The organism is Tsukamurella paurometabola, from assembly GCF_900631615.1.
Taxonomy (GTDB): domain Bacteria; phylum Actinomycetota; class Actinomycetes; order Mycobacteriales; family Mycobacteriaceae; genus Tsukamurella; species Tsukamurella paurometabola_A.
Window position 1 is genome coordinate 3,453,399 of the sequence record NZ_LR131273.1, and the last position, 19,660, is coordinate 3,473,058.

Sequence of the window (19,660 nt, forward strand, 5' to 3'; positions counted from 1 at the left end):
TCTCCGTCCCAGGGCGGAGGACGGGGCGGCCGCACGGCGGTAGCCTCGGCCGCATGACTGACGTGGTGGTACAGGACGAACAGGCGACGGTATTGACCTTCCTCGCCGATATGCAGGACGGCCGGGCGGCGGAGGCGGTGGCCGCGTTCGACGAGGACGTGGTCTACACGAACGTGGGGCTCGCCACCCTGCGCGGCCGGAACCGCGCGGGCCGGGTGATCCGGCTCCTCGCGCTGCCCGCCCTCGGTTTCGGCGTCGAGGTCACCTCCATCGCATCCGACGGTGCCGTCGTCCTCACCGAGCGCATCGACGAGCTGCGGGTCGGTCCGCTGCGCGTGCGGTTCTGGGTGTGTGGCCGGTTCGACGTGCGGGATGGTCGCATCGCGCTGTGGCGGGACTACTTCGACAACCTCGACATCGCTAAGGGCGTCCTGCGCGGCGTGCTCGCGCTGGCGATCCCCGCCGCACAGCGGAAGATGACGCCCCTGCAGCGCTAGGCCCTCTCCTCAGGGATAGGCGGTCGTGTATGCGGGGCCCATCGTGTCCGACACCAGTTTCGCAGCGCACCTGTCCTTGTTCAGGTTCTGCTGGCGGCACCACGCGACGGCGGGCGCGGACTCGGTGAACGCGTAGGCCGCGAGAACCGGCACCCACGAGGACTTTCCGTCGAAGACGGGCCATTCGCCGCTGTACAGGAGTTTGACCGGGCCGTATCTGCTCTCGAAGTAATTGATCTCGCCGAGAATGTCTGCTTCGAACCACTGCCGGCCGTCGTCGGTCACGCCTGCGTACTTCGATGCCAGTTGCACGACCCAGCGGTTGTTCATGGTGGCGAGGACGTACGGTTTGTCCGCGGCCGCCCGGGCCTGCAGGGCGGCGAGCGGGTTCGGTGCGGCGGACGTCGTCGCGGCAGGCGGAACGTCGGTGGTCGTCGGCGCGGTCGCCGTCGCGGTGACGGTCGCCGTCGCCGTCATGCCTGCGGTCTGCGCCGCGGGAGCGGTCCTGCGATCCGACAGCGCGACGTAGCCCAGCACGGCAGTGGCCCCGATGAGCACGGCGGCGACCACCGCGAGGATCGGCACTGCCCGGCTCTTCGCGGGTGGCGCTGCCTGGTGGAATGCCGGAGCCACCGGGTACGACGGCGCGGCCGGGTACGAGGGGGCGGCTGGATAGGACGGGGCCGGTGGCGAGCGCCGTGCCTGTGAGAACGAGGCCGGTGACGGCTGCGAGACGACCGTGGGGCCGGAATCCGTCGGTGGACTCGGCTGCGAGATCACGGTCGGGTCGGACGGCTGCGCGAGCGGCCGGATCAGCGTCTGCTCGTACGCTGGCGAGGGGAGCGGCACGTCGACACTGCGTCCGGCGAGCGCCTCCCGTGCAGCACGGGCCAGCTCCCCGCAGCTGCCGAACCGGTCGGCCGGATCCTTCGCCATACCTCGCGCGATCACGGTGTCCATCGCCGGCGGGACCGACGTCTCCGCGCTCGGCGAAGGGATCGGGGAGGTGAGGTGCTGCTTGAGCATCGCGCCCAGACTCTCTCCCCGGTACGGGGCGTGCCCGGTGAGTGCTTCGAAGAGGACGCAGGTCAGCGAGTAGACGTCGCTCGCGACGGTGGCCGAGTCACCGTCGAACCGCTCGGGTGCCGCGTAGGCCTGCGAGCCCACGAACATGCCCGCCGACGTCATCCGGGACTGCGTGTCGGCGACCGCGAGCCCGAAGTCGAGCAAGTACGGGAATCCCGACTCGGTGAGTTCGATGTTGGCGGGCTTCACGTCCCGGTGCACCAGGCCCTTGGCGTGCGCCGCGTCGAGAGCTCCCGCCACCTGCTCGACGAGAGCGACGGCGCGGTCCGGGGACAGCGGACCGTCGTGCAGCACCTCCGCGAGATTGCGGCCCTCGACGAGCCGCATGTCGATGAACAGCACCCCGTCGATCTCCCCGAAATCGTGGATCGGGATGACGTGCGGGTCCGCGAGCCGGGCGACGGTCTGCGATTCGCGGGTGAAGCGCTCGCGGAACTGCGGATCCTGCGCGGCCGAGGCGTGCAGCACCTTCAGCGCCACGTCCCGATCGCGTTGCGCGTCGTGCGCCAGATACACCTCACCCATCCCACCGCGGCCGAGCAGGCGGCCGATCTCGTACGGCCCCAGCGTGCTCCCGCTCCGCGTTCCCTCGTCCATGGACGTCCCCTCCCCACTGCGTGAGGCGATCGTAGCGGGATCGGCCGACGGGAATGGGAACAGTTCGTGACGAACCGGACTCCGGAGACGAGAACGCCCGGGTGTCGTCCGTTCGGACGACACCCGGGCGCGGGGACATCGGACGCTCAGAGCGTGCGCGCGATGATCTCCTTCATGATCTCGTTGGTGCCGGCGTAGATCATCTGGACGCGGTTGTCGACCCAGAAGCGCGCCGCCGGGTACTCGGCCATGTAGCCGTAGCCGCCGAACAGCTGCAGGCACTCGGACGCGACCTGCTGGGCGCGGTCCGAGGTCCACCACTTCGCCATGGCGACCGTGGGGATGTCCAGTTCGCCCTTCACGTGCTTCTCGATGCAGTCGTCCACGAAGACCCGCGCGATCGTGGTCTCGGTGAGCGCCTCGGCGAGCTTGAACTTGGTGTTCTGGAACCCGAAGATGGGGCGGCCGAAGGCCTCGCGCTCCTTGGTGTAGCGCAGGGTCTCCTCGAAGATGACCTCCATGCCCGCGACGCAGGCCTGGCCGATGATGAGGCGCTCCTGCGGCAGCTGCTGCATGAGCTGGTAGAACCCCTGGCCCTCCTGGGTGCCGAGGAGGTTCTCGACGGGCACGTGCACGTCGTCGAAGAACAGCTCGGAGGTGTCCTGGCCCTTCTGGCCGATCTTGTTGAGGATGTTGCCCTTGCGGAAGCCCTCGCGGTCGGCCTCGACCAGGATCAGGGAGATGCCGGCCGCGCCCTGATCGGGGTCGGTCTTGCAGACGAGGACGACGATGTCGGCCTGCTGGCCGTTCGTGATGAAGGTCTTGCTGCCGTTGATGACGTACTCGCCGCCGGTCTTGATGGCGCGGGTCTTCACGTTCTGCAGGTCCGAACCGGTGCCGGGCTCGGTCATCGCGATGGCGCCCACGGCCTCGCCGGAGGCCATCTTCGGCAGCCAGGTCTGCTTCTGCTCCTCGGTGCCGTACGCGAGGATGTAGTGCGCGACGATGCCGTTGTGCAGCGAGACGCCCCAGCTGGTGTCGAACGCCTGCGCCTGCGCGGCGATGAGCACCGACTCGTGGCGGAAGTCGCCGCCACCGCCGCCGTACTCCTCGGGGATGGACAGGCACAGCAGGCCCAGCTCGCCGGCCTTGTTCCACAGGTCGCGGTCGACGTGGTGCTGCTCGGCGAACTTCTCGATGTTGGGGGTGAGTTCCTTCGCCAGGAACTTGTCCGCGAGGTCGCGGAGGGCGTCGAGCTCGTCGTTCATCCAGCTCGAGCGGCGGCGTGCGGCCATGGGGTGACCACCTTTCTGCGGAGGGTTGCCGCACTACTAAATCAGAATCGCCTCGACGAAAACAAGCACGGGTGCAGGATTCGGTGCTTCTTTCCAGCTCAGTGCCATCGTTCGGCGTGCCCCGGCCCAGTGTGAAAAATCTTCGGAACCGTTCGCGGAGCCGGTGCGTCTAATTGATGCGGAGGAAAAACCAACGAGATCGGGGGAGCGAGTTGGACACGACACCGCAGTTCTGGTCGGACGCCGCAGGGGCGGATAAGACGTTCGAGCAGGCACACGAGGTCCGTGAGCGATTGGCCCGAGTTTCGGGCACCGGGACGGCGGCGCGGGGGGACGTGCGGGTCACCGTCGGGATGGGGGGACGGCTCACGGGCGTGGTGATCGCGGGCCGCGCGATGGAGTACTCGGGGGAGGCTCTGAGCGCGGAGATCATGACGGCGGCCTCCCTGGCCGAGAAAGCTGCGGCCAGGGAGGTCCACTCGATCGCCACCGAGTTCTATCCGGACCTGGAGATCTGGGCCGAATACACGGGGGAGGCGGAGCGATGACGGACGACTGCGTGGTCGATCCCGTGACGGTCGAAGCACAGTCCAAGGCGCTCGCCGATATCGCGAGCGCCGTGAGCGCAGTGGGCTCCGCCGCGTCGCTCCGCGTGGGCGACGGCGACTACGGTGCGGCCTTCGGGTGGTTCGCGTCCATCGTCAACAAGCAGCTCGCCAGCACCGAGGAGGTCATCAAACGCCACGGTGGTGAGATCGAGACGCACTTGGACGAATTCCGCAAGAACATCAGCGCGACGCGTCGGACCGATCAGAGCGGTGCGACCGCACTCACGGAGACGAGCGAGCGATGAGCGACGAGGACGGTGTGCTCGCGACCGTCGAACGGGGCGTCGCGGGCATCCCGATCGCAGAATCGGCCGTCGATCTGGTGAGCGCCTCCGCGGACGCGCTGGACAGGGAGGCGAGCGGTCTGAACGGGGTGGCGGCGGTCGTCGGCATCGGCGCCGAGGTCTCATCGGCGGCCGCGGACCCGGTCGGATACTTCGCCGCCGCGGGCATGGGCTGGGTCATCGAACACGTCCCACCGCTCAAGTGGTCGCTGGACGCCGTCTCGGGCGATCCGGAAGAGATCAAGAAGGTCACCAAAGCGTGGACCGAGACGGTGGGAAAGCCGATGGCCACGGTTGCCGAGAAGGTACGAGACGCCGCGTCGGCGACGACATCGGGTTGGTCCGGCTCGGACGCAGATGCGTATCGCAAGGCCACGACATCGTTGTCCACGATTAGCGACGTCCTCGGGAAGGCCGCCACCAGGAGTGCGAGCGGGCTCGCGACGGCGGGTGCGCTCGTCGTCGAGGTACGCAACACCATCCGTGACGAGTTGGCGCAGTTGTGTACGTGGGGCTTGGCGATGATGACCGTGGCCTCCGCCGCGTCCGTTCCCACCGGGGGAGGATCCGTGGTCACCGCGATGAACACGATTCTGATGCGGGCCGGGATGCTGGCACAGAGATTCGCCGCACTGCTGCAGCGGCTGACGACGAAACTCGAGTCCCTCGCCGACAAGTTCTCCGCCTTGGGGACCGCCGCGCAGGCGCTGCGCCGCGCGAGCACGAGCATCGACGGTGTCGGGACGACCGTCACGTCCGCCGTCGCCGACGGCGCCACGGTCCGGACGGCGCTGTCGATCCTCGACTCGGCCCCGGTCACGACGTCTGCGACCGAGTGGGGCTCGACTGCAGTCGTCAGCGCGCTGAAGGTGGCCGGCGATAACTGGAAGGCGACAGCGGCCACGACGCCGCAACAGTCGTGATGGTGCAGGATGGCGGGGTGACTTACGCAGCTGCACGTGACCTGGTCATCCTCGATGTACCGGCCGGGGCGCGGGCCGCCCACGCGCGGCTCCTCGATTCCGAGCCGACAGAGATCCACACCGCTGGCGCCATCGACGTCGCTGTCGGTGCACCGTCGTGGGCGGGCGCCTCGGGCCTCCTCGTCGCGGCGGACGACGCGGCCGCGGCGGCGAAGCTCGTCGAGCGACGCGGACTGCCGCTGACGGGAGCGGAGGGCGGATTCGCCGGTGTCGCAGACGGACTCGTGCTCGGCCTCGCCGCGCCTGCCTCGCCCGGCGTCGCACCGGGCGCGGAGATCACCGGCGTCGACCACGTCGTCCTCACCTCGCCGAACCGCGACCGGATCATCGCCACCCTGTGCGGCCGGCTCGACTTCGACCTCCGCCTGGACCGCGTGCAGTCCTGGGGGGTGCACCAGCTCTTCTTCCGCCGCGGCGATCTGCTCGTCGAGGTCGTGCTGCAGGAGGGCGAGGGCGTTGACCCCGCCGGCCCGGACGCGCTGTGGGGGCTCGCCTGGCGCACCGTCGACGCGGACGCGACGCACGCCCGCCTGACCGAGCAGGGCATCACCGTGAGCGAGGTGCGGCGCGGCGCGAAGCCGGGCACGCGGGTCGCCACGGTCAAGGATCCGGCGCTGGGGGTCCCGACGATCGTGCTGGAGCAGTCCTAGCCGAGCTGCGACGCGGCGGCACCGTCGACGTACCAGACCGTCTCCTCGGAACCGTGCGCGCCGGCGCAGGGCCAGTCCTCGGGCGAAGCGCCACCGACCCCGGCGGCCACGGCCTCGGCCTTCTCGGCACCGGACACGAGAAGCCACACACGGCGCGCGGCGCCGACCGCCGGCAGCGTCAGCGTGAGGCGGCGCGGCGGCGGCTTCGGGGAGTCGCGCACCGAGACCACGACGGCGTCGGTCTCGCGGACCGCGTCGGTGTCGGGGAAGAGCGAGTTGATGTGGCCCTCGCCGCCCATGCCGAGCAGGTGCACATCGAATCGGGGTACCGTGCCCTCGCCGGCGGCAATTGCGTTGCCGCGGGCGGCGGCGTTGTCCGCCAGGCGCTTCGCGTACACACGGGCGGCCAGCGCACCGTCGCCGCTGAACTCGTCCGAGGCGGGGAAGCGGTAGACGTTCGCGTCCGGGATCGGCACGTGGGCGAGCAGCGCCTCCTCGGCCTGCAGCACGTTGCGGTCCGGGTCGTCGCCCGCGACGAAGCGCTCGTCGCCGAAGAAGACGTCGATGCGCGACCAGTCGATCACCTTGTCCCGCAGGGCCGCCGAGAGCGCGTTGCCGTTGGTGCCGCCGGTCAGCACGATCGAGGCGAAGCCGCGCTCGGCCTGCGCCTGCTCGATCACGGTGACCAGGTCGTCGGCGGCCGCCGCGACGAGGGCGGGGGCATCGTCGAACCTGCGGACGGTGGGCTCGGTCATCAGGGCATCTCCGATCGGTCCACGTCGGCGACTCCGCCCAACGCCGTGTAGTAGATGTCGTCGTCGTCGAGGCGACGCAGTTCCTCCGCGAGGCAGTCAGCCACGTCGCGCCGCCGGATCGCGACGCGGCCGTCGGGCTGTCCGGGACGTACGAGGACGGCGGTGGAGTTCTGGTCGAACTCCAGGCGCAGCGGCCCGCTGGCCCGGTCGAGCTGTACCTCGAAGCTGCCCGCCCGGCGCCGCACGGGAACATCGAGCTGGGCGCGCAGCCAGCCCGCCAGCAGGTCGATGCCGGGGCTGTTCGCCGGCCCCGTCACCACCGCGGACGTGATGGCCTCGAACGGGGCCTGGTCCAGGGCGGAGGCCAGCAGTGCCCTCCACGGCGTGATCCGCGACCAGGCGAGGTCCGAGTCGCCGGGGGCGAAGCCGTCGCGGCGGCGGGCGAGCACGGCGACGGAATCGTCGGACGCCGTGGCATCCGTGATGCGGCGCGAAGCCAGTGCGCCCACCTTGTCGGCCGAGGGGACAGCGGGTGCGGCTCCGGGCCACCAGGCCACGACGGGCGTGTCCGGCAGCAGGAACGGAACGATGACGGAGGCGCCGTGGTCGGCCAGCTCGCCGAACAGGCGCAGCACCACCACCTCCGACGCGCCGGCGTCGCCACCCACGCGGATCTGCGCGTCGAGCCGCGTGCGCTCGGCACGCGGGCCGCGCGCCACCACGATCACGCGGCAGGGGTGCTCGCGCGACGCGGCGTTGGTCGCTTCGATGGCGCTCTCGGTGGCCTCGCCCTCCTCGGCGGAGATGATGAGCGTGAGCACGCGGCCCAGGGTGACCGCGCCGCCCGACTCGCGCAGGCGCACGAGCTGCTTCGAGACGTCCTGGGTGGAGGTGTCCGGCAGATCGAGAATCATGGGCGCCGCCACGTCCTTCCGGTCCGGGCCAGCATCGCGTCGGCCGACGCCGGGCCCCACGACCCGGACTCGTACTCCTCAGGCCGGCCGCCCTCGGCCCACAGCGCGAGCACGGGGTCGAGGATCTTCCAGGACAGCTCCACCTCGGCGTTCACCGGGAACAGCGACGGCTCGCCGAGGAGCACGTCGAGGATCAGGCGCTCGTAGGCCTCGGGGGAGCTGACGGTGAAGGCCTCCCCGTAGCTGAAGTCCATGTTGACGTCGCGGACCTCCATGGAACTCCCCGGCACCTTGGAGCCGAACCGGAGCGTGACGCCCTCGTCGGGCTGCACGCGGATGACGAGGGCGTTCTGGCCCAATTCCTCGGTCATCGTGTCGTCGAAGGGCAGATGCGGTGCGCGCTTGAACATGAGCGCGATCTCCGTGACCCGGCGCCCCAGCCGCTTACCGGTCCGCAGGTAGAACGGCACACCGGCCCACCGCCGGGAGGCGATCTCGACGGTGATCGCGGCGTACGTCTCGGTGGTGGACGTCTCGCTGAAGCCCTCCTCCTGGAGCAGGCCCACGACTTTCTCGCTGCCCTGCCAGCCCGGCCCGTACTGGCCCCGCGCCGAGGTCTCGGCGAGCGGCTCGACGGGGGAGGTCGCGGACAGGACCTTGATCTTCTCGGCCTGCAGCTCGGCCGGGTGGAAGCTGGTCGGCTCCTCCATCGCGACGAGTGCCATGAGCTGCAGCAGGTGGTTCTGGATCACGTCCCGCGCGGCACCGATGCCGTCGTAGTAGCCGGCGCGGCCGCCGAGGCCGATGTCCTCGGCCATGGTGATCTGGACGCTGTCCACGTAGTGGCTGTTCCACGTCGGCTCGAACAACTGGTTCGCGAAGCGCAGCGCCAGGATGTTCTGCACCGTCTCCTTACCGAGGTAGTGATCGATCCGGAAGACGGAATCCTCTGCGAAGACGTCGTTGACCACGGCGTTCAGCTTCTGCGCGGACTCGAGGTCGTGCCCGAAGGGCTTCTCGATGACCACGCGCCGCCAGCCCTCGGACTGGTCGGCCAGGCCCGAGCGCTTGAGCTGCTCGCACACGGTGGGGAAGGCGTCCGGCGGGATGGAGAGGTAGAAGGCGGTGTTGCCGCCGGTGCCGCGCTCCGCGTCCAGGTCGGCCAGCGTCGCCGAGAGCCGGTCGAACGAGTCGTCGTCGTCGAAGGCGCCCTGTACGAACCGGATGCCCTCGGCCAGGCGCTCCCAGACGTCGTTGCGGAACTCGGTGCGCGAGTGCGCCTTCGCGGCCTCCCGCACGGTCGCGGCGAAGTCCTCGTCGGTCCACGGGCGGCGGCCGAAGCCCACCAACGAGAAGCCCGGCGGCAGCAGGCCGCGGTTCGCCAGGTCGTAGACGGCGGGCATCAGCTTGCGCCGGGACAGGTCGCCGGTGACGCCGAAGATCACCAGGGACGAGGGCCCCGCGATCCTCGGCAACCGACGATCGCGGGGATCCCTGAGCGGATTCGTCCAGGACACCGGGTGTTAGGCCCCGGCCTTGAGCTGCTCGGCGGTCGCGTCGAGCAGCTGCTTCCAGGCCTGCTCGAACTTCTCCACGCCCTCGGTCTCGAGGAGCTCGAAGACGGCGGGCAGGTCGACGCCCGCACCCTCGAGGTCGCCGAAGACCTGCGCGGACTCCTCGGCGCGGCCGATGATCGTTCCGTCGGTGACGGTCCCGTGGTCGGCGAACGCCGCCATCGTGGCACCGGGCATGGTGTTGACGGTGTTCGGCGCGATCAGCTCGGCGACGTAGAGGGTGTCGGGGTAGGCCGGGTTCTTCACGCCCGTCGACGCCCACAGCGGGCGCTGCACATTGGCACCGTCGATCGCGGCGAACCGGGCGGCACCGAAGATCTCCTCGTACGCCGCGTAGGCCAGGCGCGCGTTGGCGAGACCGGCCTTGCCGCGCAGGGCGAGCGCCGCGTCGGTACCGATGGCCTCGAGTCGCTTGTCGATCTCCGTGTCCACGCGGGAGACGAAGAACGAGGCGACCGAGTAGATCTCGGAGACGTTCCGGCCGGCCGCGGCGGCCTGCTCGATGCCGTCGAGGTAGGCGTCCATGACCTGGCGGTGGCGCTCCACGGAGAAGATGAGCGTCACGTTCACCGAGATGCCCTCGGCGATGACGCGCGTGATCGCGGGCAGGCCGGCCAGCGTCGCCGGGATCTTGATGAGTACGTTCGGCCGGTCGACGATCTTGTGCAGCTCGATGGCCTGCGCGACGGTGCCCTCGGTGTCGTGCGCGAGGCGCGGGTCGACCTCGATCGACACGCGGCCGTCGACGCCGCCGGTCCGCTCGAAGACGGGCGCCAGGACGTCGCACGCCGCGCGCACGTCGTCGGTGGTGACGGTGCGGATCGTCTGATCGACATCGGCGCCGCGGGCGGCGAGCTCGCGCACCTGCGCGTCGTACTCGGTGCCCTTCGACAGTGCGGCCTGGAAGATCGCCGGGTTCGTGGTGACACCGGTGACGGAGTCCGTCTCCGGGAGCTCCGCGAGCTTGCCGGACTGGATGAGGCCGCGCGAGAGGTCGTCGAGCCAGACGGAGACGCCCGCCTCGTAGAGCGCGGCGAGATTCGGGTTCTGAGCCATGGTGTGGTTATCCCTTCAGGTTGGCGAGGGACTGCTCGGCCTTCTGGGCCACGTTCTCGCCGGTGAATCCGTACTTAGCGAACAGGACCTTGTCGGAGGCGGACTCGCCGAAGTGCTCGAGCGAGACGACCTCGCCGAAGCCGCCGACGATGCGCCACCAGGACTGGGCGATGCCGGCCTCGACGGCGACGCGCGCCTTGACCGCGGGCGGCAGCACGCTGTCCTGGTACGCCTGGTCCTGGGCGTGGAACCACTCGACCGAGGGCATCGAGACGACCCGTGCCGCAATGCCCTTCGCGGCGAGGATGTCGGCGGCCTGCAGGGCCAGCTGGACCTCCGAGCCGGTGCCGATGATGATCACGTCGGGGGTGGCCCCGTCCGCGTCCTTGAGGATGTAGCCGCCCCGCGCGACGCCCTCGGCGGACGTTCCGGGCAGGATCGGCACGCCCTGTCGGGTGAGGATCAGGCCGGTCGGGCCGTTGCCCCCCGTGCGCTCGAGGGTGGCCTTCCACGCCGCCACGGTCTCGTTGGCGTCGGCGGGGCGGACCACGTTGAGGCCCGGGATGGCGCGCAGCGCGGAGAGGTGCTCGACGGGCTGGTGCGTGGGGCCGTCCTCGCCGAGGCCGACAGAGTCGTGCGTCCAGACGTAGATCGGATCGATGTCCATGAGGGCGGCGAGCCGGACGGCGGGGCGCATGTAGTCCGCGAACTGCAGGAACGTACCGGCGTAGGGGCGGGTCTTGCCGTGCAGGACGATGCCGTTGAGGATCGAGCCCATGGCGTGCTCGCGGATGCCGAAGTGCAGGGTGCGGCCGTAGGGCTGCGCGTTCCAGTCCTCGGTGGAGATCGACGTGGGCCCGAAGGAATCGGCGCCCTTGATCGTGGTGTTGTTGGAGCCCGCGAGGTCGGCGGAGCCACCCCACAGCTCGGGCAGGGTCTGGCCGGCGGCCGCGAGGAACGCGCCCGACGCGGCGCGGGTGGCGATGGCCTTGTCGTCGACGCTCCAGGTGGGCAGGTCGGCGTCCCAGCCCTCGGGCAGGGTGCCGGCCTCGAGGCGGTCGAGCAGGGCCTTGCGCTCGGGGTTCGCCGCCGCCCACGCCTCGAAGCGCACGTTCCACGCCTCGTGCTCGGCCTGGCCGCGCTTGACCAGCTCGCGCGAGTGCGCGATGACCTCGGGCGCGACGTCGAAGTTCTTGGCAGGATCGAAGCCGAGGATCTCCTTGACGGCGACGACCTCGTCGGCGCCCAGCGCCGAGCCGTGCACGCCGCCCGTGTTCATCTTGTTCGGGGCGGGGAAACCGATGATCGTGCGCAGGACGATGATCGACGGCTTGTCGGTGACCGCCTTGGCCGCCGCGACGGCCTCCTCGATCGCGGTGACGTTCTCGCCGCCCTCGACGTACTGCACGTGCCAGCCGTAGGCCTCGTACCGCTTGGCCACGTCCTCCGACAGGGCGATGTCGGTGTTGTGCTCGATGGAGATCTTGTTGTCGTCGTAGAAGACGATCAGGTTGCCCAGCTGCTGGGTCCCGGCGAGCGACGACGCCTCGGAGGTGACGCCCTCCTCGATGTCGCCGTCCGACGCGATCACGTAGACGAAGTGATCGAACGGGCTGGTGCCCTGTGCCGCATCCGGGTCGAAGAGGCCGCGCTCATAGCGCGAGGCCATCGCCATGCCGACGGCCGAGGCCAGGCCCTGGCCCAGCGGACCGGTGGTGATCTCGACGCCCTTCGTGTGGCCGTACTCGGGGTGGCCGGGGGTCAACGAGCCCTCGGTGCGCAGTGCCTCGATGTCGCCGAGCTCCAGGCCGAACCCACCCAGGTAGAGCTGCAGGTACAGGGTGAGGCTCGAGTGACCGCAGGACAGCACGAAGCGGTCGCGGCCGATCCAGTGCGTGTCCGACGGGTCGTGCACCATGACCTTCTGGAACAACGTGTACGCCAGGGGAGCGAGGCTCATCGCGGTGCCGGGGTGGCCGTTGCCGACCTTCTGCACCGCGTCGGCCGCCAGCACTCGGGCGGTGTCCACCGCACGCGTGTCGAGATCGGTCCAGTCTGCGGGGTGGTGCGGCGTGGTGAGGGCTTGGATCTCGGCGGTGCTGGTCACGGCTGGCGGACTCTCCTGGTCGTGTGGGCGTGCGTGCTCAATTGTGAACCCTACTCGGCGCCGACGCACGGTCTGCGGAAACCGCCGGGTAGGTCGACCGGTGCGCTCGGCGACGGTTCGCGGTGGCGAACCCGATTCGGTCGTGCGGGGCCGGAGGTCTACCATGGCTCGTAGTAGATGGGGTCGGCGCCGGTCGCGGACCCGCGGCGGGGCAGCTGTCCCACCGCCCGCGGTCGGTCAGCCCCGGCCGGGGAGGAAGTGAGTCCGGCTGCGCCCGGACCCGTCAGAAGAGAGTGCGGCACAGATGGTTTTCAAGGGCGGGCACGGGACCAACACCCCTGACGCTCGCTCGGCGGCCGCGCCGGTCCCCACCTCCTTCGCGGGGCGCGCCGGCCAGACGGTGCTCGCGTACATCGCGCTGACCAAGCCCAAGGTGATCGAGCTGTTGCTCGTCGCCACCATCCCCGTGATGCTGCTGGCCGACCGGGGCCACGTGAACCTGCCGCTCATCCTGTCCACGCTGTTCGGCGGCTGGCTCGGGGCCGCGTCGGCGAACACGCTCAACATGGTCGCGGACGCCGACATCGATCAGAAGATGAAGCGCACCGAGCGCCGCCCGCTGGCGCGGCACGCGGTGCCCGTCCGGCACGCCCTGATCTTCGGCATCGTGCTGGCGGGGGCCTCCTTCGCCTGGCTGTGGTGGCGCGCCAACCTACTGGCCGCCGTGCTCGTGCTGGTCACGATCGCGTTCTACCTGTTCGTCTACACGATGCTGCTCAAGCGGCGCACCTCCCAGAACGTGGTCTGGGGCGGGGCCGCGGGCTGCATGCCCACCCTGGTGGGCTGGGCGGCCGCAACCGGCACCATCGAGTGGCCGGCGATCGTGCTCTTCCTGGTGATCTTCTTCTGGACGCCGCCGCACACCTGGGCGCTCGCGATGCGCTACAAGGAGGACTACAAGGCCGCCGGCGTGCCGATGCTGCCCGTCGTGGCGCCGGAGACCACCGTCGCGCGGCAGATGGTCTGGTACACCTGGGCCACCGTCATCACCACGCTCGTGCTGATCCCCGCCGCGGGCCTGGTGTACGCCGTCGCCGCCGCGCTGTGCGGCGGCTGGTTCCTCTACGCGGTGCACAAGCTGTACTCGCAGACCAAGGCCGGGCAGGAGATCAAGCCGCTCAAGGTCTTCCTGCAGTCGAACAACTACCTGGCCGTGCTGTTCTGCGCGCTCTCGGTGGACTCGATCCTCGACTACAGCACTGTCTGGCAGTTGCTCGGTCACTGATGACCGCCCCGTCGCGCGACGTCTGGCCGCTGATCTTCGCGGAGCGCGCCGCGCTCGCGGAGGACCTCGCCGCCCTCCCGGTCGAGCAGTGGAGCGAGCAGTGGAGCACGCCGTCGCTGTGCGCGGGCCTGACGGTGCGCGAGGTCCTCGCCCATCTGACCGCCGGGGCGTCCGACAATCCGGTCGTCTGGTTCGCCGGCGCGCTGCGCAACCGCTTCGACTTCGACGCGAACGTCGCGCAGCGACTCGCGAAGCGCCTGGGTGACGGTCCGGCGGACACCCTGCGGCAGTTCCGCGCGGTGCGGACCAGTCGGACCAAGGCGCCGATCCCCGTCGTCGCGATGCTCGGGGAGATCATCGTCCACGGCGAGGACATCCGGCGGCCGCTCGGCATCGAACACGCGTACCCGGCGGGCGCGCTCGAGCGCGTCGCGGCGTTCTACGCCGGATCGGACCTGATGCTGCCGTCGGCGACCCGGGCCCGCGGCCTGCGGCTCCGCGCGACCGACGGTGCCTTCGCCGCCGGCGACGGCCCGGAGGTGGCGGGAACCACCATCGCGCTGGTCATGGCGCTCACCGGACGCGACGACTACCTCGCCGAGCTGATCGGCCCGGGCCTGGCCGAGTTCGCCTCCCGCTGAGCCGCCCGGCGATCAGGCCTGCGCGATCCCCAGCGCGGCGGTGACCGTCGCGCGGACGCGGCGGTGCACCTCCTCCGGCGACGAGGCGTCGAACTTGCCGTCGAGGTGCAGGAACGCCAGACCGTGCACCAGCGCCCACACCGCCGTCGCGGTGTCCTCGGAATCGGCCGTCGCCCCCTCCAGCGTCTGCTGGATGAGCCCCGTCAGGTAGGCCTTGATCGCCTCGACGGCCTCGACGCGGTCGGGTTCCGTGCCGCAGGGCTCGGCGAACATCGCGCGGAACAGGCCGGTGCGATGCAGTGCGAAGTCCACGTAGGCGATCGCGATGTCGGCCAGGTCGTCGCGGCCGGACGGGGCCGGGCACGCGGCGGTCAGCGCGGCCGCGAGCTCGCGGTAGCCGACCGCGGCGACGGAGGAGATCAGCGCACCGCGGTCGGGGAAGTGACGGTAGGGCGCCGCCGTGGAGACCCCGGCGCGCCGGGCCACGGCGCGCAGCGACAGGTCGTTGGCGCCGCCCTCCTCGTCGAGGATCTCAACGGCGGCCGTGACCAGCGCGCCGGGGAGGTCGCCGTGGTGGTACGTCGTGCTCATGCGATCAATCTACCGCAGTGTTGACACCGCTCACATCGCTGACGGGGCCGCGTCCGGCCTCAGGGGATCAGCGCGACCGAACCGGTGGTGCGGCGCGCCTGCAGGTCGGTGTGGGCGCGTGCGGCCTCCGCCAGCGGGTACGTCGCGCCCACGGTGAACCGCAGCGATCCATCGCGCAGGCCGTCGAGCACCGCGCCGCTGCGGCGCCCGAAGTCCTCGGCGGTCGCGACGTGGTGCGCGAGGGTGGGGCGCTGCACGAACAGTGAGCCGAGTGGGTTGAGGCGTTGCAGGTCGAACGGCGGCACCGGGCCCGAGGCGGCACCGAACAGCACGACGATGCCCTTGTGCCGGGTCGCGAGCAGCGAGGCCTCGAACGTGTCCTTGCCCACGCCGTCGTACACGGCGGCCACGCCCTCGCCGTCGGTCAGTTCGCGCACCCGGGTGGCGACGTCCTCGTCGTAGCGCAGCACCTGCCAGGCACCCGCGTCGCGCGAGAGCCGTTCCTTCGCGTCGGTCGACACCGTCGTGATGACGCGGGCGCCCAGCGCCGTCGCCATCTGCGTGACCAGCAGGCCGGTGCCGCCGGCGCCGGCGTGCACGAGGACGGTGTCGCCGGCCCGGACCGGGTGCGAGTCGTGCGTCAGGTAGTGGGCCGTCATGCCCTGCAGGAGGACGGACGCCGCGACCTCGGGCGCGACCCCGTCGGGCACGACGACGGTGCGGTCCGCCGGCACGGCGACGAGCTCGGCGTACGAGCCGGGCCCGTCGCACCAGGCGACCACATCGCCCACGGCGCGGTGGGTGACGCCCTCGCCGAGCGCGACGACGGCGCCGGATCCCTCGCTGCCCGGGACGTAGGGCAGGGCGGTGGGATACATGCCCTCGCGGAAGTAGGTGTCGATGAAGTTGACCCCGATCGCGCTGGTGCGGACCAGCACCTGGCCGGGGCCCGGCACCGGATCCGGAACCTCGCCGTAGGTCAGGACCTCCGGGCCGCCGTGTTCTGTCACCGTGATCGCGCGCATGACTCATCTCTACCGCACGGGGTGTGGCAGGGTCGACGGGGCTGCAGAATCCGGCCGGGCATTCCCGACGACCAAGGAGTCACCCTCGTGCGTTCACTCGTGTACTACGTCGCCGTCTCGCTCGACGGCCGGATCGCGGGCCCCGAGGGCCAGTACGACTTCTACCCCGTCGACGAGGAGTACTCGCGACAGATGAACGAGGAGTGGGGCGACGGCTTGCCGACGGGGCTGCACGAGGCGCTGGGCATCACGCCGCCGCTCACCAAGTGGGACACCGTCGTCATGGGCACCGCGACGTACCGGATCGGCGCCGACATGGGCGTCACCGACCCGTACTCGCACCTGCGCACGATCGTCTACTCGCGGTCGCTGGCACCGTCGGACTTCCCGGACGTCGAGGTGGTGGCCGACGACCCCGTCGCGCACATGCGCGCACTCAAACAGGAGGACGGCGGCGACATCTGGCTGTGCGGCGGCGGGAAGCTGGCCGCCACGCTCGCGCCCGAGGTCGACAGGCTGGCGCTGAAGATCTACCCGGTGACCGCGGGCGACGGGATCCCGTTGTTCGCGGGCGGGTTCGCCCCGCAGCAGTGGAAGCTGGTCTCGCACCGCGCGTTCGACATCGGCGTGATCCTGGCGCAGTACGAACGCGCCTGACCGGGCCGGTCGGTGGCAGAACCTAGCGGGACGTCGCCCGGTAGCCGGCCATCCGCTCGTGGTGGCCGGGCTCCGTGGTGGCCTTGCTGACCAGGTCGCGGTCCCACTCGGAGGTGTCGAGGCCGGCCTTCTCCGCAGCGTCCTTGGCCTGCGCGGGGTTCGCGACGATCTGGTCGCCCATGATCCCGTCGCCGCCGACGAGGGTGATGCGCACGCCCTCCTCGCCCATGTTCTGCAGCACGGCGGTCGCCCCGTCGTGCTGGGCGGCGAAGCGCTTCAGGCGGGAGACGACGTTGCCGGGTGCCTGGTCAGTCATGCCGCCAGCTTATCGCTCGTGACGTCGGAGGCGCGCAGCACCCGCGCCTGCATGAGCCGGTAGAGGATCGCGGTCTCGGCGATCACCGACATGGCGCCCGCCACGTGCAGCACGACGAGCAGTGCGGGGACGCCGGTGAAGTACTGGACGACGCCGATGAGCGACTGCGCCGCCACCACCGCGAAGACGATCTTCAGGCGACGCCGGACCGCCTCGCTCGACGGTCCGCGGACGACGAGCACCGCGGCCCACACGAGGATCGCGACGTACAGCGCCACCAGGAGCCCGTGGGTGAGCGACAGCGCGGGGATGGACACGTCGAGGCGGTCGATCGCCTTCGGGTTGGTGCGGTCGCCGGCGTGCGGCCCGGCGGCGGTGACGACGACGCCCGCGGCGAGCACGAAGGCCATGACGACCGCGGAGAGCGCGACCAGCCGGCGGGCCCCCGCGGGCGCCGCCTCGATCTCGACGCCGTCGTCGGGCTCGCCGACCTTGGCGTACAGCGTCGCCGCGATCCACACCATCGCGCAGGAGACCAGCATGTGCGCACCGACGACCCACCAGCGCAGGCCGGTGAGCACGGTGATCCCGCCGAGGATGCCCTGCGCGAAGGTCGAGAACGGCAGGATCCAGGCGTAGACCAGGATCTCCCGACGGCGCCGGGCGCGGGTCACCGCCAGCACGACGGCGATCGACGTGGTGACCACGATCCAGACCGCGATCTGCCGGTTGCCGAACTCGATGGCCTGGTGCCACCACGGGACCTCGTCCTGCGGGATCGGCAGCAGCGAATCGTCGAAGCACTTGGGCCACGTCGGGCAGCCCAGCCCGGAGCCGGTCACGCGCACCACCGAGCCGGTGACGGCGATGAGCGCCTGGGAGAGCAGCGCGGCGAGCGCGAACCGTTGCTGCGCCTTCACGCTGGGGAGCGGCAGGCGGTCGACGAGGCGCAGGAAGAGCTGGTACACGCCGATCATCGTACGTGGGCGCCCCAGAGCTACTACGACCTGTAGTGGTTAACCGGTGAAGCGGAAGAGGCGCACGGCGGCTGCGGAGCCGACGACGCCCCACGCCGCGAGCACCGCGAGTCCGAACCAGTCCGGGGTGCCCGACACCGCCGCGCGCGTGAGCGCCTCGGTCAGCGCACCCGACGGGGACAGCCGCGCGACGACGAGCACGGCGTCGGGCACGTGCTCCCGCACGACGACGAGCGAGGCGATCGCACCCATGACGAACCACAGCAGGTTCGCCAGCGCGAGCACGACCTCCGCCTTGAGTGTGCCGCCCAGCAGCAGGCCGAGCGAGGCGAACGCGAACACGCCCACCGCGAGGATCGGTACCCACAGCAGCAACCCGACGGGCTCCGGCCGCCAGTCCAGCGCGAGGCCGATCCCGCCGAGGATCACGGCCTGCAGGATGACGACGAGCACCACCGCGAGGGTCTTGCCGCCGATGACGCCCCAGCGGGGCAGCGGGGTGGCCCCGAGGCGCTTGAGCGCGCCGTACCGGCGATCGAAGCCGACGGCGATGGCCTGGCCGGTGAATGCGGTCGACATCACCGCCACCGCCATCACGGCGGGAACCAGCGCGTCGATGCGGGTCGCGTCGCCGCCGATGGGCAGCACCGCGAAGCCGACGAGCAGCGCGATGGGGATGAACATGGTGAGCAGCAGCTGCTCGCCGTTGCGGAGCAGGAGCGTGAGCTCCATGCGGGTCTGCGCGGCGAGCATCGCCGCGGGGCGCGCCGCCTCGGGGTTGGGCAGGAAGGTGCCGGGGGCGAATCGGGGCTCGGTTCGGGTCACGTCATCCCCTCAGGTCGCGGCCGGTCAGGTCCAGGAAGACGTCCTGCAGGGTCCGCGTGCCCACCCGCAGGTCCGTCAGCAGGGCGCCGTGCGCGGCGAAGTGCGCGGCCGCCTCCGCGATCACGGCGGGAGTCACCTCGCCGCCCCGGACGACGTAGGTGGAGCCGTGCGCGTCGGTCGCGTCCACCGTCGCCGTGAAGCCCGTGCCGAGCCGGGCGGCCAGGGCCGCGGGGTCCAGACCCGACGGTGCCGTCACCCGCAACTCGTGCTCCGCGCCGTGGCGCGTGAGCTCCTCCGGAGTACCGTCCGCCACCGCGCGGCCGCGATCCATGATGACGACGCGGTCGGCGAGGGCCTCCGCCTCGTCGAGCAGGTGGGTGGTGAGCAGCACGGTGACGCCGTCGCGGCGCAGCGCGGAGACGAGGTCCCAGACGAGCAGTCGCGCCTGGGCGTCCAGGCCGGCCGTCGGCTCGTCGAGGAACACCAGCTCCGGGCGCCCGACGAGCGCGCAGGCCAGGGAGAGCCGCTGCTGCTGCCCACCGGAGAGCCGGCGGTAGCTGACGTTCACGACGTCGGTGAGACCCAGCGTGGAGAGGAGCCAGTCGGGGTCGAGGGGGTTCGCGGCGTAGGCGGCCACCAGGCGCAGCATCTCGCCGGTCTTCGCGCCGGGGTAGGCGCCTCCGCCCTGCAGCATGACGCCGATCCGCGGCTTCAGGCGCGCCGCGTCGGCCACCGGGTCGAGGCCGAGCACCTCGATGGTGCCGGTGTCGGGGGAGCCGAACCCCTCGCACATCTCGACGGTGGTGGTCTTGCCGGCGCCGTTGGGGCCGAGCAGGGCGAGAACGCTGCCGCGCTCCACGGTCAGGTCGAGTCCGTCGACGGCGACGACGTCGCCGAATCGCTTGGTGACGGAGGTCGCGGACAGTGCGGGCACGGG

21 protein-coding genes are annotated in these 19,660 nt (G+C 70.9%); 8 read left to right on the forward strand and 13 right to left on the reverse strand.

Going from position 1 to position 19,660, the window contains the following annotated elements; genetic code table 11:
* Positions 1-53 precede the first annotated feature (53 nt).
* Positions 54-497: a limonene-1,2-epoxide hydrolase family protein gene (locus ELY19_RS17250; protein ID WP_126197330.1), complete on the forward strand. Its 444-nt coding sequence runs from the start codon at positions 54-56 to the stop codon at positions 495-497.
* A gap of 9 nt (positions 498-506) precedes the next feature.
* Here the strand turns inward: ELY19_RS17250 and ELY19_RS17255 are convergent, their stop codons facing one another.
* The gene (locus ELY19_RS17255) at positions 507-2,180 is read right to left on the reverse strand and encodes a serine/threonine-protein kinase (protein ID WP_126197331.1); all 1,674 of its coding nucleotides are present in this window, start codon (positions 2,178-2,180) and stop codon (positions 507-509) included.
* Positions 2,181-2,326: 146 nt separating this feature from the next.
* Positions 2,327-3,475, reverse strand: coding sequence for an acyl-CoA dehydrogenase family protein (locus ELY19_RS17260; protein ID WP_126197332.1), 1,149 nt, complete (start codon positions 3,473-3,475; stop codon positions 2,327-2,329).
* Positions 3,476-3,687: 212 nt separating this feature from the next.
* Here ELY19_RS17260 and ELY19_RS17265 point away from each other — a divergent pair, with 212 nt between their 5' ends.
* From ELY19_RS17265 to ELY19_RS17280, 4 genes are read left to right on the forward strand one after another with little or no spacing between them, the layout of a single operon-like run.
* On the forward strand, positions 3,688-4,023 hold the full coding sequence (locus ELY19_RS17265; protein ID WP_164711633.1) for a YbaB/EbfC family nucleoid-associated protein: 336 nt from the start codon (positions 3,688-3,690) through the stop codon (positions 4,021-4,023).
* Positions 4,020-4,328: a hypothetical protein gene (locus ELY19_RS17270; protein ID WP_126197334.1), complete on the forward strand. Its 309-nt coding sequence runs from the start codon at positions 4,020-4,022 to the stop codon at positions 4,326-4,328. The genes ELY19_RS17265 and ELY19_RS17270 overlap by 4 nt, the downstream gene beginning before the upstream one ends.
* The gene (locus tag ELY19_RS17275) at positions 4,325-5,290 is read left to right on the forward strand and encodes a hypothetical protein (protein ID WP_126197335.1); all 966 of its coding nucleotides are present in this window, start codon (positions 4,325-4,327) and stop codon (positions 5,288-5,290) included. Before ELY19_RS17270 ends, ELY19_RS17275 begins: the two co-directional genes overlap by 4 nt.
* 17 nt (positions 5,291-5,307) lie before the next feature.
* Positions 5,308-6,000 (forward strand): VOC family protein, encoded by a 693-nt coding sequence (locus ELY19_RS17280; RefSeq protein ID WP_227966908.1) that lies wholly within the window; start codon positions 5,308-5,310, stop codon positions 5,998-6,000.
* Here ELY19_RS17280 and pgl read toward each other — a convergent pair.
* From pgl to tkt, 5 genes are read right to left on the reverse strand one after another with little or no spacing between them, the layout of a single operon-like run.
* Entirely contained in the window at positions 5,997-6,755 is a 759-nt protein-coding gene (gene pgl, locus ELY19_RS17285) for a 6-phosphogluconolactonase (protein ID WP_126197336.1), read from the reverse strand. The two genes, ELY19_RS17280 and pgl, sit on opposite strands and share 4 nt — an antisense overlap.
* Positions 6,755-7,669 (reverse strand): glucose-6-phosphate dehydrogenase assembly protein OpcA, encoded by a 915-nt coding sequence (locus tag ELY19_RS17290; RefSeq protein WP_126197337.1) that lies wholly within the window; start codon positions 7,667-7,669, stop codon positions 6,755-6,757. Before ELY19_RS17290 ends, pgl begins: the two co-directional genes overlap by 1 nt.
* Positions 7,666-9,186: a glucose-6-phosphate dehydrogenase gene (gene zwf / locus ELY19_RS17295; RefSeq protein WP_164711634.1), complete on the reverse strand. Its 1,521-nt coding sequence runs from the start codon at positions 9,184-9,186 to the stop codon at positions 7,666-7,668. Before zwf ends, ELY19_RS17290 begins: the two co-directional genes overlap by 4 nt.
* Before the next feature lie 6 nt (positions 9,187-9,192).
* Positions 9,193-10,299, reverse strand: a complete 1,107-nt coding sequence (tal, locus tag ELY19_RS17300; protein WP_126197338.1) for a transaldolase — start codon at positions 10,297-10,299, stop codon at positions 9,193-9,195.
* 7 nt (positions 10,300-10,306) lie between these two features.
* On the reverse strand, positions 10,307-12,406 hold the full coding sequence (tkt, locus tag ELY19_RS17305) for a transketolase (protein WP_126197339.1): 2,100 nt from the start codon (positions 12,404-12,406) through the stop codon (positions 10,307-10,309).
* 304 nt (positions 12,407-12,710) lie between these two features.
* Between tkt and ELY19_RS17310 the strand changes: the two genes are divergently transcribed.
* Both ELY19_RS17310 and ELY19_RS17315 read left to right on the forward strand, forming a co-directional pair.
* Positions 12,711-13,691 carry a heme o synthase gene (locus tag ELY19_RS17310; protein ID WP_126197340.1) on the forward strand — a complete coding sequence of 327 codons (981 nt, stop codon included), beginning with the start codon at positions 12,711-12,713 and terminating at the stop codon, positions 13,689-13,691.
* Entirely contained in the window at positions 13,691-14,332 is a 642-nt protein-coding gene (locus tag ELY19_RS17315; RefSeq protein WP_126197341.1) for a maleylpyruvate isomerase family mycothiol-dependent enzyme, read from the forward strand. The genes ELY19_RS17310 and ELY19_RS17315 overlap by 1 nt, the downstream gene beginning before the upstream one ends.
* A gap of 12 nt (positions 14,333-14,344) precedes the next feature.
* On the opposite strand, the gene ELY19_RS17320 is transcribed toward ELY19_RS17315, so the two are convergent.
* Both ELY19_RS17320 and ELY19_RS17325 read right to left on the reverse strand, forming a co-directional pair.
* Entirely contained in the window at positions 14,345-14,923 is a 579-nt protein-coding gene (locus ELY19_RS17320; RefSeq protein ID WP_126197342.1) for a TetR/AcrR family transcriptional regulator, read from the reverse strand.
* A gap of 59 nt (positions 14,924-14,982) precedes the next feature.
* Positions 14,983-15,948, reverse strand: a complete 966-nt coding sequence (locus ELY19_RS17325; protein ID WP_126197343.1) for a quinone oxidoreductase family protein — start codon at positions 15,946-15,948, stop codon at positions 14,983-14,985.
* Positions 15,949-16,035: 87 nt separating this feature from the next.
* On the opposite strand from ELY19_RS17325, the gene ELY19_RS17330 reads away from it, so the two are divergent.
* The gene (locus ELY19_RS17330; protein WP_126197344.1) at positions 16,036-16,605 is read left to right on the forward strand and encodes a dihydrofolate reductase family protein; all 570 of its coding nucleotides are present in this window, start codon (positions 16,036-16,038) and stop codon (positions 16,603-16,605) included.
* Between the two features lie 22 nt (positions 16,606-16,627).
* On the opposite strand, the gene ELY19_RS17335 is transcribed toward ELY19_RS17330, so the two are convergent.
* The 4 genes from ELY19_RS17335 to ELY19_RS17350 are packed head-to-tail and all read right to left on the reverse strand — an operon-like array spanning position 16,628 to position 19,657.
* The gene (locus ELY19_RS17335) at positions 16,628-16,921 is read right to left on the reverse strand and encodes a hypothetical protein (protein WP_126197345.1); all 294 of its coding nucleotides are present in this window, start codon (positions 16,919-16,921) and stop codon (positions 16,628-16,630) included.
* Entirely contained in the window at positions 16,918-17,898 is a 981-nt protein-coding gene (locus tag ELY19_RS17340) for a COX15/CtaA family protein (protein WP_197715917.1), read from the reverse strand. The genes ELY19_RS17335 and ELY19_RS17340 overlap by 4 nt, the downstream gene beginning before the upstream one ends.
* A 39-nt stretch (positions 17,899-17,937) precedes the next feature.
* Complete coding sequence (locus ELY19_RS17345; protein ID WP_227966916.1) at positions 17,938-18,723, reverse strand: ABC transporter permease; 786 nt, start codon at positions 18,721-18,723, stop codon at positions 17,938-17,940.
* A gap of 1 nt (position 18,724) precedes the next feature.
* Positions 18,725-19,657, reverse strand: a complete 933-nt coding sequence (locus ELY19_RS17350) for an ABC transporter ATP-binding protein (protein ID WP_126197346.1) — start codon at positions 19,655-19,657, stop codon at positions 18,725-18,727.
* Positions 19,658-19,660 lie beyond the last annotated feature (3 nt).